General features: G+C 41.7%; 15 protein-coding genes and 1 pseudogene. 14 read left to right on the forward strand and 2 right to left on the reverse strand.

What is annotated here, in order from left to right:
* Nucleotides 1–7: 7 nt before the first annotated feature.
* Nucleotides 8–916, reverse strand: coding sequence for a LysR family transcriptional regulator (locus HMPREF9188_RS03480; protein WP_009729925.1), 909 nt, complete (start codon nucleotides 914–916; stop codon nucleotides 8–10).
* Nucleotides 917–1,018: 102 nt separating this feature from the next.
* On the opposite strand from HMPREF9188_RS03480, the gene HMPREF9188_RS03485 reads away from it, so the two are divergent.
* From HMPREF9188_RS03485 to HMPREF9188_RS03495, 3 genes are all read left to right on the forward strand, one after another.
* Entirely contained in the window at nucleotides 1,019–1,252 is a 234-nt protein-coding gene (locus tag HMPREF9188_RS03485; RefSeq protein ID WP_044135604.1) for a YqgQ family protein, read from the forward strand.
* The gene (locus HMPREF9188_RS03490) at nucleotides 1,249–1,629 is read left to right on the forward strand and encodes a rhodanese-like domain-containing protein (RefSeq protein ID WP_009729927.1); all 381 of its coding nucleotides are present in this window, start codon (nucleotides 1,249–1,251) and stop codon (nucleotides 1,627–1,629) included. The genes HMPREF9188_RS03485 and HMPREF9188_RS03490 overlap by 4 nt, the downstream gene beginning before the upstream one ends.
* Nucleotides 1,630–1,715: 86 nt before the next feature.
* Nucleotides 1,716–1,976: a hypothetical protein gene (locus HMPREF9188_RS03495; RefSeq protein ID WP_001088136.1), complete on the forward strand. Its 261-nt coding sequence runs from the start codon at nucleotides 1,716–1,718 to the stop codon at nucleotides 1,974–1,976.
* Nucleotides 1,977–2,016: 40 nt separating this feature from the next.
* On the opposite strand, the gene HMPREF9188_RS03500 is transcribed toward HMPREF9188_RS03495, so the two are convergent.
* Complete coding sequence (locus tag HMPREF9188_RS03500; RefSeq protein ID WP_009729928.1) at nucleotides 2,017–2,742, reverse strand: pseudouridine synthase; 726 nt, start codon at nucleotides 2,740–2,742, stop codon at nucleotides 2,017–2,019.
* 160 nt (nucleotides 2,743–2,902) lie between these two features.
* Between HMPREF9188_RS03500 and typA the strand changes: the two genes are divergently transcribed.
* From typA to lctO, 11 genes and pseudogenes are all read left to right on the forward strand, one after another.
* Nucleotides 2,903–4,744, forward strand: coding sequence for a translational GTPase TypA (gene typA, locus HMPREF9188_RS03505; RefSeq protein WP_000164126.1), 1,842 nt, complete (start codon nucleotides 2,903–2,905; stop codon nucleotides 4,742–4,744).
* A 19-nt stretch (nucleotides 4,745–4,763) separates the two neighbouring features.
* Nucleotides 4,764–5,018, forward strand: a complete 255-nt coding sequence (locus tag HMPREF9188_RS03510; RefSeq protein ID WP_000262668.1) for a DUF3165 family protein — start codon at nucleotides 4,764–4,766, stop codon at nucleotides 5,016–5,018.
* 232 nt (nucleotides 5,019–5,250) lie between these two features.
* Nucleotides 5,251–5,517 carry a lactococcin 972 family bacteriocin gene (locus HMPREF9188_RS03515; RefSeq protein ID WP_029745966.1) on the forward strand — a complete coding sequence of 89 codons (267 nt, stop codon included), beginning with the start codon at nucleotides 5,251–5,253 and terminating at the stop codon, nucleotides 5,515–5,517.
* Between the two features lie 71 nt (nucleotides 5,518–5,588).
* Nucleotides 5,589–7,609 (forward strand): annotated as a pseudogene (locus HMPREF9188_RS03520) (bacteriocin-associated integral membrane family protein).
* A gap of 1 nt (nucleotide 7,610) precedes the next feature.
* Nucleotides 7,611–8,252 carry an ABC transporter ATP-binding protein gene (locus HMPREF9188_RS03525; RefSeq protein ID WP_000571298.1) on the forward strand — a complete coding sequence of 214 codons (642 nt, stop codon included), beginning with the start codon at nucleotides 7,611–7,613 and terminating at the stop codon, nucleotides 8,250–8,252.
* Between the two features lie 103 nt (nucleotides 8,253–8,355).
* The gene (gene murD, locus HMPREF9188_RS03530; RefSeq protein WP_009729931.1) at nucleotides 8,356–9,708 is read left to right on the forward strand and encodes a UDP-N-acetylmuramoyl-L-alanine--D-glutamate ligase; all 1,353 of its coding nucleotides are present in this window, start codon (nucleotides 8,356–8,358) and stop codon (nucleotides 9,706–9,708) included.
* Nucleotide 9,709: 1 nt separating this feature from the next.
* Nucleotides 9,710–10,768: a UDP-N-acetylglucosamine--N-acetylmuramyl-(pentapeptide) pyrophosphoryl-undecaprenol N-acetylglucosamine transferase gene (locus HMPREF9188_RS03535; RefSeq protein WP_009729932.1), complete on the forward strand. Its 1,059-nt coding sequence runs from the start codon at nucleotides 9,710–9,712 to the stop codon at nucleotides 10,766–10,768.
* Nucleotides 10,769–10,777: 9 nt separating this feature from the next.
* On the forward strand, nucleotides 10,778–11,935 hold the full coding sequence (locus HMPREF9188_RS03540; RefSeq protein WP_009729933.1) for a cell division protein FtsQ/DivIB: 1,158 nt from the start codon (nucleotides 10,778–10,780) through the stop codon (nucleotides 11,933–11,935).
* A 245-nt stretch (nucleotides 11,936–12,180) separates the two neighbouring features.
* Nucleotides 12,181–12,882 carry an orotidine-5'-phosphate decarboxylase gene (pyrF, locus tag HMPREF9188_RS03545; RefSeq protein ID WP_009729934.1) on the forward strand — a complete coding sequence of 234 codons (702 nt, stop codon included), beginning with the start codon at nucleotides 12,181–12,183 and terminating at the stop codon, nucleotides 12,880–12,882.
* A 33-nt stretch (nucleotides 12,883–12,915) separates the two neighbouring features.
* Complete coding sequence (gene pyrE / locus HMPREF9188_RS03550) at nucleotides 12,916–13,548, forward strand: orotate phosphoribosyltransferase (protein ID WP_009729935.1); 633 nt, start codon at nucleotides 12,916–12,918, stop codon at nucleotides 13,546–13,548.
* 243 nt (nucleotides 13,549–13,791) lie between these two features.
* A complete protein-coding gene (gene lctO, locus HMPREF9188_RS03555; RefSeq protein WP_000120736.1) occupies nucleotides 13,792–14,928 on the forward strand; it encodes an L-lactate oxidase in 1,137 nt (378 codons plus the stop codon).
* Nucleotides 14,929–14,995 lie beyond the last annotated feature (67 nt).

Here is a 14,995-nt window from a genome sequence, read left to right on the forward strand (position 1 = left end):
TTTCCTATTAATTATCGAATTGAACTTCTTCTACTAAGTATTCGATAAAGCGTTCGCCCATCTTAGACAGGCTGGTTTTTTCATGCTGGATGTAGACTAGCTCGATAGGATCGTCTATGTCCAGTGGAATGGAAACGATATTGTCTCCGTTGAGGTTGCTGTTCAAAATCCCTGTTGCAATCGTGTATCCGTCCAAACCAATTAAGAGATTAAAGAGGGTGGCACGGTCGCTGACCACGATAGATTTTTTGTGGTATTCCTGCGAGAGAATCTCTTCAGAGAAGTAGAAGGAGTTGTGAGTCCCTTGGTCATAGCTGAGGTAAGGGAAGTTCTCCAAGTCTTCTAGTTTAACCTTATCTTTCTTTGCTAGAGGGTTGGTTTTGCTGACGAAGATATGGGGCTGGGCTGTAAAGAGATGGTGGGCCAAGAGGTGGTTGTCATCCAGCATTTTTGTTAAAACATCACGGTTGTAGCTGTTTAAGAAGAGGACACCGACTTCACTACGGAAGTTCTTGACATCGTCGATAATCTCCCAAGTCCGAGTTTCACGAAGAAAAAGCTCGTATTTTTCCATATCACTTTTCTTGAGCAGGGATACAAAGGCATTGACTACAAAGGCATAGTGCTGAGAGGAAACACTAAAGAGTTCGCGGTGGGCGACAGGATTTTTATAACGTTCCTCCAGAAGCTGAGTTTGCTCGACAACTTGACGAGCGTAGGAGAGAAACTCCATCCCATCACGGGTTAAGGTAATGCCCTTGGGATTGCGGATAAAGATTTCAATGCCCATTTCATTTTCCAAGTCTCGAACGGCATTTGAAAGACTGGGTTGGGTGATAAAGAGTTGCTTGGCTGCTTCATTCATAGAGCCAGTTTCGACGATTTTGATAATATAGTGTAGTTGTTGAATTCTCATGTTTTTATTGTACCACACTTGCGGAAGAATGGACAATGAAGACGAAGAAAATAGGGGGAAAGAGCCGGTCCAGTATTGAAAAAAAGTCTAAAATCTGTTAGAATGGAAGCTATGAAAACATTCTATGATGTGCAACAATTTCTCAAACAGTTTGGCATTATTGTTTACATGGGGAAGCGCTTGTATGATATTGAACTGATGAAGCTTGAACTCTCTCGGATCTATGATGCCGGTCTGATGGACAAGCTAGATTACCTAGAAGCGGAAGCTGTTCTCCGCAGGGAGCACAAGATAGAATTAGACTACATAGAGAAAAATGGAGATAAGAACTTATGACAATTTGGTTTTTGTGGGGAATCGTATTAGCGATGGCGGCATGGATGGGGTATAACTACCTTCGTATTCGTCGTGCGGCTAAGATTGTGGATAATGCAGAATTTGAAGCCTTGATTCGAAAAGGGCAGTTGATTGATGTCCGTGAACCAGCAGAATTTCACAGAAAACACATTCTTGGTGCGCGCAATATTCCTTCAAATCAGTTGAAGTCAAGCCTTGCAGCCCTTCGTAAGGATAAACCTATCCTTCTCTACGAAAACCAACGCGGACAACGAGTGACCAATGCAGCACTTTATCTGAAAAAACAAGGTTTTTCTGAGATTTATATCCTTTCTTATGGGTTGGATTCTTGGAAAGGGAAAGTCAAGACTAGCTAAGATTCTTTAAAAAACTGTCGAATGATAGATAAAGCTAGTATCTTAAGGTATCATCATTTATAATAAATTTAAGGAGATTTTATAATATGAATTCACAACAAAAGAAAAAACCTTCACTTATTTTAGGTATCTTATCTATCGTCCTTGGTTTGCTATTTCCAATAGTAGGTCTGATTTTGGGGATCATAGGATTGGTCTTGGCTTTTTCATACCAAAAAGAATCTGGACTAGACTATAAAACAGAAAAAATTCTCAACATCGTAGGACTTGTGGTTTCTGTACTTAACTGGATTGTAACTGTCGCAGTATTTTTTAGAATTGTAGCTGTCGCAGTATTTTTTAGATAAGCAATAAACAAAAAAGCTTTAAATTTAAAGCTTTTTTATTTTATCGACTCATCTCTAAGTAGTTTTTTATGATTTCCAATTCCTCTGGATTTAAGGGACGGTATTGCCCTTCTGATAGCTCTGAATTTAATGTAAAATCGCCGAACTGGACTCTTTTTAAGGCAGTCACCTTGACACCAACTGAGAGGAACATTTTTTTAACCTGATGAAATTTTCCTTCTGAGATGGTAATAGAGGCATGGCTCTCTGTTGGGCTTGCGGATAGAATTTCTAGTTTGGCTGGTTTGCAGAGTGTTCCATCTAAAAAGACGATTCCATCTTTGAACTTTTGGATATGGTCTGGGGTGATCAGTCCATTAACCTTGACTTGGTAAGTTTTATCCACATGATATTGAGGATGGAGGAGTTGAAAACCAAGAGGTCCATTGTCTGTCAAAAGGAGCAGTCCTGTCGTATCGCGGTCTAATCTGCCGACAGCATAGAGCTGGTCAGACTGGATGTCAGGTGGAAGGAGGTCCATGACGGTTGGAAGTTTCTTATCTTTGCTAGCTGTAACGACTCCGTTTGGCTTATGAAGCATGAGGTAGGTGTGCTCGTATCCTTGAATCTGCCGTCCTTGAAAGACTAATTTCTGTAATCTAGTGTCGACATTTTGAGCGAGGGAGCTGGCTGGACAATCGTCCACTAGGATTTCTTTTTTCAAAAGTGCCTGTTTCATAGCCTTGCGACTGACCTTTTCTTGGGCTAATAATCTATCTAAACGCATACCAGCTTATCTGATCATAAGTCTCTGACTTTGAAAAGAGTTGCCTTGACTAGAAAAGCGAAGTGAAAACATTTACACTTAGCTGAACTGTGATTTTTGAATGAGACTGTGGTATAATTGTTCAGTTAGAAATAAAAATTTAAATATTATAGAGGAAATCATGACAAAATTAAGAGAAGATATCCGTAACGTAGCCATTATTGCCCACGTTGACCACGGGAAAACAACCCTCGTTGATGAATTATTGAAACAATCAGAAACGCTTGATGCACGTACTGAATTGGCAGAGCGTGCTATGGACTCAAACGATATCGAAAAAGAGCGTGGAATTACCATCCTTGCTAAAAATACAGCCGTTGCCTACAACGGAACTCGTATCAATATCATGGACACACCAGGACACGCGGACTTCGGTGGAGAAGTTGAGCGTATCATGAAAATGGTTGACGGTGTTGTCTTGGTCGTAGATGCCTACGAAGGAACCATGCCACAGACTCGTTTCGTATTGAAAAAAGCCTTGGAACAAGACCTTGTCCCAATCGTGGTTGTCAACAAAATCGATAAACCATCAGCTCGTCCAGCAGAAGTAGTGGACGAAGTCTTGGAACTCTTCATCGAGCTTGGCGCAGATGATGACCAGCTTGATTTCCCAGTTGTTTATGCTTCAGCTATCAACGGAACATCCTCCTTGTCAGATGATCCAGCTGATCAAGAAAAAACAATGGCGCCAATCTTTGACACCATCATCGACCATATCCCGGCTCCAGTGGATAACTCAGATGAGCCTTTGCAGTTCCAAGTGTCACTTTTGGACTACAACGACTTCGTAGGTCGTATCGGTATCGGTCGTGTCTTCCGTGGTAGTGTGAAGGTTGGGGACCAAGTTACCCTTTCTAAGCTAGATGGTACAACGAAGAACTTCCGTGTAACAAAACTCTTCGGTTTCTTTGGTTTGGAACGTCGTGAAATCCAAGAAGCCAAAGCAGGTGACTTGATTGCCGTATCCGGTATGGAAGATATCTTTGTTGGTGAAACTATTACTCCGACGGATGCCATTGAACCTCTTCCAATCCTACATATCGATGAACCAACCCTTCAAATGACCTTCTTGGTAAATAATTCACCATTTGCAGGTCGTGAAGGGAAATGGGTGACTTCTCGTAAGGTAGAAGAACGCTTGCAAGCAGAATTGCAAACAGACGTTTCCCTTCGTGTTGACCCAACGGACTCACCAGATAAATGGACTGTTTCAGGACGTGGAGAATTGCACTTGTCAATCCTGATTGAAACCATGCGCCGTGAGGGTTATGAACTTCAAGTATCTCGTCCAGAAGTTATCGTAAAAGAAATTGACGGTGTTAAATGTGAACCATTTGAACGTGTTCAAATCGATACTCCAGAAGAATACCAAGGATCTGTTATCCAAAGCCTTTCTGAACGTAAGGGTGAAATGTTGGATATGATTTCAACTGGTAATGGTCAAACTCGCTTGGTCTTCCTTGTTCCAGCGCGTGGTTTGATCGGATACTCAACTGAGTTCTTGTCAATGACTCGTGGTTACGGTATCATGAACCATACCTTCGACCAATACTTGCCATTGATTCCGGGTGAAATTGGTGGACGTCACCGTGGTGCCCTCGTTTCCATCGATGCTGGTAAGGCAACGACTTACTCAATCATGTCTATCGAAGAACGTGGAACCATCTTTGTCAACCCAGGTACTGAGGTTTACGAAGGAATGATCATTGGTGAAAACTCTCGTGAAAACGACTTGACAGTTAACATCACTAAGGCCAAACAAATGACCAACGTCCGTTCAGCTACTAAGGACCAAACAGCGGTTATCAAGACACCTCGTATCTTGACCCTTGAAGAGTCTCTTGAATTCTTGAATGACGATGAGTACATGGAAGTAACGCCTGAGTCAATCCGTTTGCGTAAGCAAATCCTCAACAAGGCAGAGCGCGAGAAAGCCAACAAAAAGAAAAAATCAGCTGAATAAGAGCTAGAAAGAGATAAAGATGGTCTATTTAATCATAGGGATACTCTTATTACTACTCTATGTATTTGCGACACCTCAAAGTATCAAAGGAACAGTCAACATCGTTATCTTGGTCTTTGTAGTTGTTGCACTCTTGATTTTGCTGATGTTGTCCATCTTGCAAATCTTCCAATTACCGACAGAATTCTTTGTCACAATCGCCATGCTGGTCCTAGCCTACTTTAGCTTGAGAGACATTACGCTCATGTCTGAAAAAAAGAGCAAAAGAAGATAAATAGAAAGAGAGCTTCGGCTCTCTTTTTTAGACTTAGACAGATAAAATTGTTAAAATATTTTTGTAAAATTTATTGACAAACTATGATAAAAATGATACCATAAACACAAAAGAAAACGTTTTCAAAATTCAGATAGGAGGAGATTTTAAATTATCGTCTTGTCACTCTGGGTGTGCTTGAATCGAGAGGAAATAAAAATTAGAAACGAAAAAACACAAATTACTTACTCTCATTCTTGTTTCAAGTTTTGCACTGATGGGGGCTGTATCTGCCGCAGTGCAGTATCCTGATGGTGGTGTTTGGACCTATGGTGAGGGTTCTGGAGGAGGATGGGCTTTTTCAAATTACTACCATGGTAAAAAATACCATTATTCATCCATCGTGAGCAGATGGGATAGTCATTCTGATAAAGGAGAAGCTCCTGCTGGAAAAACCTCCTACGCATGGATCTGGACCGAATGGGGAGAACAAGTAGCATTTTACTATGATTATAAGTAATCGTTCATTGATTTAAATCGTTCCCCTTGTAGCTCGTACAAGGGGAATCATTTTTTTATAAGGAGTCTACTATGAAGAAACTATTTATTTGCTTGTCTACTATTTTTCTCAGTTGCTTCTTCATTTGGATTATTATCTTACGTGCCCCTCAGTATCTCTATACTAGTTATGACTCCGTTACCTTGCTACGTGTTAAAAATGAGGCACAAGAGCCGACTCGTGAGGAGTTTGAGCGAGAGTTGGAGAAGTTTGCAAGCTCGGAGCAAAGTTTGATTGCCAGACGGATAGTAGAGCCGAGTAAGGATGGAAGGACCAACTTCACCTATGCGACTTATGGTCAGGGAGGCTTGCCAAAAGAGTTTCAAGCGGCTAGCCAAGAAAGCCGAGAACGGAGCGATCCTCTCAATAGTTACCTTCTCTTGTCTGGTTCATTGACCAAGGAAAAATTAGCTGCAAAATTAGATGATTTAGGTTATAAAGCGATTGCAGACTGCAAAACTCCTCCGTATCTTTTAGCTTTTTGGATTGCTTTAAATCCGTTGTTATTGATTAGTTTAGCTATATTTGGATTAGCTTTCTTTGCTATGGTGATTATCACCCGAATTAAGGAGATGCGGGCTGCAGGGATTCAGCTCTTTTCAGGACAGACCCTCTTGTCCATCATAGGAAGCGCCTTATACGATGACGTCAAGTGGCTTTGCTTAGCTGGGGGGGATCCCTTATAGTGGGAGGTGCTGTCCTCCTCGGCCAAGGGCTCTTTTATCCCGTTCTTTTAGCAGCCTTTAGTATCGGAGTGGGGCTTTATCTTCTCTTTTTATTGGGAATTTCGCTAGTACTGAGCCTGCTCTACTTGATGAGCTTGAGCTACAAGGCTTTGGTTCCTGTGTTAAAAGGACGTTTGCCCCTCAAACGTTTGATGACCTTGACCTTACTATGTCAGTTGGTTGCTGTCTTTACAGTAGGTTATGCAGTCAAGACTGGCTTGACTTCTTACCAGCGTTTACAGGAACTCCAACTATCCAAGCAAGCTTGGGAAGACCGAGCAGATTATTACCAGATTTCCTTTGGGCTCGGTGATAGAGTAAAAAATGCGGAAAATCAGAGCAATTGGTATGCCTTTGCCAAGGAAGCAATCGAAGAAGAACAAGCCCTTTATGTAAAGGATAATCTGTTCCATTTTGCCAATCCACAAGGAAAAAATGAACAGGGAGAGACACTGGATACCTATAGTCCAGATGCTAATACGCTCTATGTTAGTCCTAGTTATTTGGAGAAGGAAAAGGTCGTGGTAGATGCTGAGACCAAACAGAAGTTAGCCCATCTCCAAAAAGGTGAGTTTGTCCTCTTGCTCCCAGAACATTTGCGCTCTCAAGAAGAAGAACTAAAAAAAATCTTTGAAGAAAGATTGAGTTATTATGGAAAATCTGGTGAGGAGGCAAGTGCTCCTTTGGATTATGAGATGAAAGCGCACGTTAGTTATCTTTCAATGGGAGAAAAGCGATTTGTTTATAATAACGGTGAGAACCCCGTATCCACTCAGTATTTGACGGATCCGATTTTAGTGGTATTCACGCCGACTTCTACAGGTGATAGTTTTACATCCTTATCTAGTTGGTCTATCAATGCTGGTAAGAATATCTTTGTCAAAGGATATGAAGATGGGATTAAACTCTTGAAAAATGCAGGAATTTATGATCAAGTATCCTACCTCAAGGAGGGACGAAGTGTTTACCTCGCACGTTACTATGAGGTTCAAACACAAACTCTAACCCTTATTTTAGGAGCTATTATTGGAATCGCGAGTTCTTTGCTTCTCTTTTATTCTGTGAATCTTCTTTATTTTGAACAATTCCGTCGTGAGATTTTGATTAAACGAATTTCTGGTTTGCGATTTTTTGAAACGCACGCTCAGTATATGATTAGTCAATTTGCTAGTTTTGTATTCGGTGCGAGTCTCTTTATTTGGCGTAGTCGGGATGTGGTGATTGGATTGGTAACTTTATCGATCTTCCTCGTTAGTGCTATACTGACTCTCTACCGTCAAGCACAGAAAGAATCTCGTGTTTCTATGACCATTATGAAAGGAAAATAGGATGATTGAACTAAAGAATATATCTAAAAAATTTGGAAGCCGTCAGCTATTTTCAGATACTAATCTTCAATTTGAAGGTGGGAAAATTTATGCCTTAATCGGTACAAGTGGCTGTGGTAAGACAACCCTCTTGAATATGATTGGACGATTAGAGCCATATGACAATGGAGAAATTATCTATGATGGCACTTCTCTTAAGGACATCAAGCCTTCTGTTTTCTTTAGAGATTACTTAGGATACTTATTTCAAGATTTTGGCTTAATTGAAAGTCAAACCGTCAAAGAGAATCTCAATCTAGGTTTAGTTGGTAATAAGTTGAAAGAAAAAGAGAAAATCTCTTTGATGAAACAAGCTCTAAACCGTGTTAACCTCTCTTATTTAGATTTAAAGCAACCTATCTTTGAATTATCAGGAGGAGAAGCACAACGTGTTGCACTAGCGAAGATAATTTTAAAGGATCCACCTTTGATTCTCGCAGATGAACCAACCGCTTCCTTAGACCCCAAAAACTCTGAAGAATTACTTTCTATTCTAGAATCTTTAAAAAATCCGAATCGAACTATTATTATTGCGACCCACAATCCTCTGATTTGGGAACAAGTGGACCAAGTTATTCGAGTTACCGATTTATCACATAGATGATAAGAGAACATTAAGTTAGAAGAAAGAGTCACAAATACACTTTGTGGCTTTTTTATTTCCATAAAAATGGTAAAATAGTAGGAGTAGAAATGGAGTTTGAGACATGAAAGTAATCGATCAATTTAAAAATAAGAAAGTACTTGTTTTAGGTTTGGCTAAGTCTGGTGAGTCTGCAGCCCGTTTATTGGACAAGCTAGGTGCCATTGTGACAGTAAATGACAGCAAACCTTTTGAGGAAAATCCTGCTGCTCAAAGCTTGCTAGAAGAGGGAATCAAGGTTGTCACTGGTGGGCATCCTTTGGAATTGTTGGATGAAGATTTCGCTCTGATGGTGAAAAATCCAGGTATTCCGTATAGCAATCCCATGATTGAAAAGGCATTGGCAAAGGGAATTCCAGTCTTGACTGAGGTGGAGTTGGCTTACTTGATCTCGGAAGCGTCAATTATCGGTATTACAGGCTCAAATGGGAAAACAACCACAACGACTATGATTGGGGAAGTTTTGACTGCTGCCGGTCAACATGGTCTCTTGTCAGGGAACATCGGCTATCCTGCCAGTCAAGTGGCTCAAACTGCAACAGCCAAGGACACACTTGTCATGGAACTTTCTTCTTTCCAACTGATGGGTGTTCAAGAATTTCATCCTGAGATTGCGGTTATTACCAACCTCATGCCCACTCATATCGACTACCATGGTTCTTTTGAGGCCTATGTGGCAGCTAAGTGGAATATCCAAAATAATATGACAGCAGCTGATTTCCTTGTCTTGAACTTTAACCAAGACTTGGCAAAAGAATTGGCTACCAAAACACAGGCTACTGTTGTACCATTTTCAACAAAGGAAAAGGTTGATGGGGCCTATTTGGAAAATGGTCAACTCTACTTCCGTGGGGAAGTGGTCATGACAGCTAGTGAAATCGGTGTTCCAGGTAGCCACAATGTGGAAAATGCCCTTGCGACCATTGCAGTAGCCAAGCTACGTGGTGTAGATAACCAAATCATCAAGGAAACTCTTTCAGCCTTTGGTGGTGTCAAGCACCGTCTCCAGTTTGTGGATGAAATCAAGGGGGTCAAATTCTATAACGATAGCAAGTCAACCAATATCTTGGCTACTCAAAAAGCCTTGTCAGGATTTGACAATAGTAAGGTCATCTTAATTGCAGGTGGTTTGGACCGTGGGAATGAGTTTGACGAATTGGTTCCAGATATTACTGGGCTCAAGAAGATGGTCATCCTCGGTCAGTCTGCAGAACGTATCAAACGGGCAGCAGAGAAGGCTGGTGTGGCTTATGTGGATGCGATAGATATTGCTGATGCGACCCGTAAGGCTTATGAGCTCGCGACAGAAGGAGATGTGGTTCTCCTAAGTCCTGCCAATGCTAGCTGGGATATGTATGCTAACTTTGAAGTACGTGGCGACCTCTTTATCGACACAGTAGCGGAGTTAAAGGAATAATATGAAAAAAATTGTCTTTACAGGTGGGGGGACGGTTGGACATGTCACCCTCAATCTTTTGTTAATGCCTAAGTTCATCGAAGACGGCTGGGAAGTTCACTATATTGGTGATAAACACGGAATAGAACACCAAGAAATCCTCAAGTCAGGTTTGGATGTTACCTTCCACTCCATTGCGACTGGGAAGTTGCGCCGCTATTTTTCTTGGCAAAATATGCTGGACGTGTTTAAAGTTGGTTGGGGAATTGTCCAATCGCTCTTTATCATGTTACGACTTCGTCCACAGGCTCTTTTTTCTAAGGGAGGATTTGTGTCTGTGCCACCGGTTATCGCAGCACGTGTGTCAGGAGTACCTGTTTTTATTCACGAATCGGACCTGTCTATGGGCTTGGCCAATAAAATTGCCTATAAATTTGCGACTAAGATGTATTCAACCTTTGAGCAGGCTGCTAGTCTTTCAAAAGTTGAGCATGTGGGAGCAGTAACAAAGGTTTCAGATCAAAAAACTTCAGAACCAGATGAATTGGTGGATATCCAAACCCACTTTGATCCTAAATTGCCAACTGTATTGTTTGTGGGTGGTTCTGCAGGAGCTCGTGTATTTAACCAATTAGTGACAGACCATAAAAAAGAGTTGACAGAGCGCTACAATATTATCAATTTAACTGGAGATTCAAGCCTCAATGAGTTGAGTCAAAATCTCTTTCGTGTTGATTATGTGACAGATCTCTATCAACCCTTGATGGAGATGGCAGATGTGGTGGTAACGCGTGGCGGTGCCAATACGATTTTTGAGCTCTTGGCCATGGCGAAACTCCATCTCATCGTACCATTGGGTCGTGAAGCAAGTCGAGGAGACCAGATTGAAAATGCAGCCTACTTTGTTAAGAAAGGCTATGCAGAAGAACTTCAAGAAAGTGACTTGACCTTGGAAAGCTTGGAGGAAAAACTCAGTCACTTGCTTAGTCACAAGTATCAGTACCAAGCTAGCATGAAGGCATCAACTGAATTGAAATCTCTTGCGGATTTTTACGATCTACTAAGAAAAGACCTAGCATAAGGAATATCAATGTCAAAGGATAAGAACAAAGAATCAAACCAGAAGCAAGAATTGTCTGAATGGCAGAAACGAAACCAGGAATACCTGAAAAAAAAGGCTGAGGAAGAAGCTGCCCTAGCTGAGGAGAAGGAAAAGGAAAAACAAGCTCGAATGGGGAAAAACTCTAAGTCGTTAGAGGAAAGTAAGAAGTCATCAAGTGATTCCGACCAGAACAAAACTGTTCCAGACGAAGAACCATCCGAAAAAGAAGAAAAATCTCAAAAGGATGCCCCTAAAGTCAAAGAGGAAAAAGAGAAGAAGAAAAAAGAAAAACCAGAGAAACCAGAAAAACCTGCCAAGCCTAAAATTGCGCCTGTTCATATTTGGCGAGCTGTGAGTATCTTGGTACCCAGTGTCCTGGTCCTCCTTCTTTCAGTCTATCTGTTGACTCCACTTTCGACCATCAAAAATATCGAGGTTAAGGGAAATAGTAACACGCAGGCGTATGACATCAAACAGGCTTCTGGAATTCAAGACAGCGACTATACCTTAGCTCTATTGTTGGATAAGGAAACATACGCTGAGCGAATCAAGTCGAATCATTGGATAGAATCGGCGAAGATTAACTATCAATTTCCGACTAACTTTACGATTGAGGTTAAGGAGTTTGATATTGTCGGTTATTATGTGTCTGGTGAAGAGTATTATCCAATTCTTTCTAGTGGTGCGGTTGAGTCAACTCCTGTAAATCGCTTAAACTTGCCTGAGACTTATCTGACAGTTACCTTTAATGATGAGCAGCAGGTGAAAGAGCTGATCACAGGATTATCTACTATCAGTGAGGATATCAAGAGTCAAATCCAGAAAATCGAATTAGCTCCGAGCAAGGCAACAGCAGATCTTTTAAAAATTACTATGCTGGACACAGATGAGATTTTGGTTCCCTTGTCAGAATTGAGTAAGAAATTGCCTTATTACAGCAAAATCAAGCCACAATTGACAGAACCGAGTGTAGTCGATATGGAGGCTGGAGCGTACAGCTATACCATAGCGGATAAATTGATAGAAGAGGCTGAGGAAAAAGCCAAACAAGAGGCCAAGGAAGCTGAGAAGAAAAAACAGGAAGAAGAAAAGAAAAAACAAGAAGAACAGGGAAGTCAAACGAGCCAGCAATCACAGAGTCGTTAGACTAACTTTTCCTCTTGATTTTGAATGGTATAGAAGTCCAGTTTCGAGTTTTTGCTTGACAAGTCCTACTATAAATAATAGAATAGAAAAAAACCTTTAAAGCAGTCCAGAGAGGCAGCTAAGGTTAGACGGTGAAAGGGTGGAGACTACCCATTTTTCGTGGAACCTTGCTGTTGGCAGGTTCCTTTTTTCGTGGTTTGTTTTTAACCATACTCTCTTGCTCGTAAAGGTAAAAGGAGAAAGGTATGCGTGAACATCGTCCAGTTATTGCTCTTGATTTTCCTAGTTTTGAGGCAGTCAAGGAATTTTTATCTCTTTTCCCAGTAGAAGAAAGTCTTTATCTAAAAGTGGGAATGGAGCTTTATTATGCGGAGGGTCCAGAAGTTGTCCGCTATTTGAAATCATTGGGACATAGTGTCTTTCTGGATCTCAAGCTACATGACATTCCAAATACAGTAAAATCTGCCATGAAGGTCTTATCTCAGCTTGGTGTAGACATGACCAATGTTCATGCTGCTGGTGGTGTAGAGATGATGAAGGCTGCGCGTGAAGGTCTGGGGACACAAGCCAAATTGATCGCTGTGACCCAGCTTACATCAACGTCGGAAAGCCAGATGCAGGATTTTCAAAATATTCAAACCAGTCTGCAAGAGTCTGTGATTCACTATGCCAAGAAGACAGCTGGAGCAGGCTTGGATGGTGTCGTTTGCTCGGCCCAGGAAGTGCAACTCATCAAGCAGGCCACCAATCCAGATTTTATCTGTCTGACACCTGGTATTCGTCCAGCGGGAGCTGCGGCTGGAGACCAAAAACGCGTCATGACACCTGCTGACGCCTATCAAATCGGTAGTGACTATATCGTAGTGGGACGTCCCATTATCCAAGCTGAGGATCCTGTTGTAGCTTATCATGCTATCAAGGATGAATGGAACCAAGACAGAAATTAAAGAAATAGATTATAAAAACAAAAGGAGAATACTATGACACTTGCTAAAGATATCGCTAGCCACCTCTTGAAAATCCAAGCCGTTTACCTCAAACCAGAGGAGCCTTTCACTTGGGCATCTGGTATCAAGTCACCGATTTATACTGACAACCGTGTGACGCTTGCCTATCCAGAAACTCGTAGCTTGATTGAAAATGGTTTTGTGGAAGCTATTAAAGCAGAATTTCCAGAAGTAGAAGTGATTGCAGGAACTGCGACAGCAGGAATTCCACACGGAGCTATCATCGCTGACAAGATGAACTTGCCTTTTGCCTACATCCGCAGCAAACCAAAAGACCACGGAGCTGGTAACCAAATCGAAGGCCGTGTAGCTCAGGGGCAAAAGATGATTGTTGTTGAAGACCTCATTTCAACGGGTGGTTCAGTTCTTGAAGCCGTAGCAGCCGCTAAACGTGAAGGAGCCGATGTTCTTGGTGTCGTAGCGATTTTCAGCTATCAATTGCCAAAAGCAGATAAGAATTTTGCGGAAGCTGGTGTGAAATTGGTGACACTTTCAAACTACAGTGAGCTGATCCACCTAGCCCAAGAAGAAGGTTATATCACGCCAGAAGGACTCGCTCTCCTAAAACGCTTTAAAGAAGACCAAGAAAATTGGCAAAACGCTTAAAAGTAGAAAATCAGGTAGTCACCAGGCTTATCTGATTTTTTGCATATAGGCAATAAAACTATGATTCCTAAAGGTAAAGATGAATATAGGATAATGGTAGAATGAGAGTCCTCTCTTTTTTGAGGGCATATTCAGATAATCAGTTTGAAATTTCCAGACAAATTTTTTGAAAGGAACCTGAAAAAGAGTTAAGATAGTTTATGTAAGAAAAAGTAAACGCTTACTTAACAAGGAGGACACTTTATGTCATACAAAACAAGCAATGCAGAAGGACCTGTAGATTTTATTAATACTTATGATTTGGAGCCAATGGCGCAGCAAGTTATTCCTAAAGCAGCATTTGGCTATATCGCTAGTGGGGCGGAAGATACTTTCACTTTACGTGAGAATATTCGTGCCTTTAACCACAAACTCATCGTTCCGCATACTCTTTGTGATGTTGAAAATCCAAGTACAGAGATTGAATTTGCAGGTGAAAAATTATCTTCACCCATCATTATGGCGCCTGTTGCGGCTCATAAATTAGCAAATGAACAGGGTGAAGTGGCGACTGCGCGTGGTGTGCATGAGTTTGGTTCTCTTTACACAACTAGCTCTTACTCTACTGTAGATCTTCCAGAAATTACAGAAGCCCTTCAAGGGACACCTCACTGGTTCCAATTTTATTTTAGTAAGGATGACGGGATCAACCGCCATATCATGGACCGTGTGAAGGCTGAAGGCTACAAAGCGATTGTCTTGACGGCGGATGCAACTGTAGGGGGCAATCGTGAGGTCGACAAGCGCAATGGTTTTGTCTTCCCCGTTGGTATGCCAATTGTTGAGGAATACCTGCCAGAAGGTGCTGGTAAATCAATGGACTTTGTTTACAAATCAGCCAAACAACGCTTGTCTCCACGCGATGTAGAATTTATCGCTGCATACTCAGGACTTCCTGTGTATGTCAAGGGGCCACAATGCCGTGAGGACGTTGAACGCTCTCTTGCCGCAGGTGCTTCTGGTATCTGGGTAACCAACCACGGTGGCCGCCAAATCGACGGTGGGCCAGCGGCCTTTGACTCACTTCAAGAAGTCGCTGAAGCAGTTGATAAACGAGTACCAATTGTCTTTGACTCTGGTGTTCGTCGCGGTCAGCACGTCTTTAAAGCTTTGGCTTCAGGTGCAGACCTAGTGGCTATTGGGCGCCCTGTTATCTATGGCTTGGCCCTTGGTGGTAGTGTTGGTGTGCGTCAAGTCTTTGAACACTTGAATGCAGAATTGAAGACAGTCATGCAGTTATCTGGAACTCAGACTATTGAAGATGTCAAACACTTCAAACTTCGTCACAACCCATACAACCCAACCTTCCCAGTTGACCCACGTGACTTGAAATTGTATTGATAAGTAAGACGGCCTCCACCTGATGTGGGGGTTTTTCTTCGTGTATAGAAAGATTAAATCGTTATCA

It is taken from the genome of Streptococcus sp. F0441, assembly GCF_000314775.2.
In the GTDB taxonomy this organism is placed as follows: domain Bacteria; phylum Bacillota; class Bacilli; order Lactobacillales; family Streptococcaceae; genus Streptococcus.

Bases quoted from the DNA above. Each gene is read 5' to 3' on its own strand.
- HMPREF9188_RS03480 (WP_009729925.1), bottom strand. From the start codon at position 916: ATGAGAATTCAACAACTACACTATATTATCAAAATCGTCGAAACTGGC.
- HMPREF9188_RS03485 (WP_044135604.1), top strand. From the start codon at position 1,019: ATGGAAGCTATGAAAACATTCTATGATGTGCAACAATTTCTCAAACAG.
- HMPREF9188_RS03490 (WP_009729927.1), top strand. From the start codon at position 1,249: ATGACAATTTGGTTTTTGTGGGGAATCGTATTAGCGATGGCGGCATGG.
- HMPREF9188_RS03495 (WP_001088136.1), top strand. From the start codon at position 1,716: ATGAATTCACAACAAAAGAAAAAACCTTCACTTATTTTAGGTATCTTA.
- HMPREF9188_RS03500 (WP_009729928.1), bottom strand. From the start codon at position 2,742: ATGCGTTTAGATAGATTATTAGCCCAAGAAAAGGTCAGTCGCAAGGCT.
- typA (WP_000164126.1), top strand. From the start codon at position 2,903: ATGACAAAATTAAGAGAAGATATCCGTAACGTAGCCATTATTGCCCAC.
- HMPREF9188_RS03510 (WP_000262668.1), top strand. From the start codon at position 4,764: ATGGTCTATTTAATCATAGGGATACTCTTATTACTACTCTATGTATTT.
- HMPREF9188_RS03525 (WP_000571298.1), top strand. From the start codon at position 7,611: ATGATTGAACTAAAGAATATATCTAAAAAATTTGGAAGCCGTCAGCTA.
- murD (WP_009729931.1), top strand. From the start codon at position 8,356: ATGAAAGTAATCGATCAATTTAAAAATAAGAAAGTACTTGTTTTAGGT.
- HMPREF9188_RS03535 (WP_009729932.1), top strand. From the start codon at position 9,710: ATGAAAAAAATTGTCTTTACAGGTGGGGGGACGGTTGGACATGTCACC.
- HMPREF9188_RS03540 (WP_009729933.1), top strand. From the start codon at position 10,778: ATGTCAAAGGATAAGAACAAAGAATCAAACCAGAAGCAAGAATTGTCT.
- pyrF (WP_009729934.1), top strand. From the start codon at position 12,181: ATGCGTGAACATCGTCCAGTTATTGCTCTTGATTTTCCTAGTTTTGAG.
- pyrE (WP_009729935.1), top strand. From the start codon at position 12,916: ATGACACTTGCTAAAGATATCGCTAGCCACCTCTTGAAAATCCAAGCC.
- lctO (WP_000120736.1), top strand. From the start codon at position 13,792: ATGTCATACAAAACAAGCAATGCAGAAGGACCTGTAGATTTTATTAAT.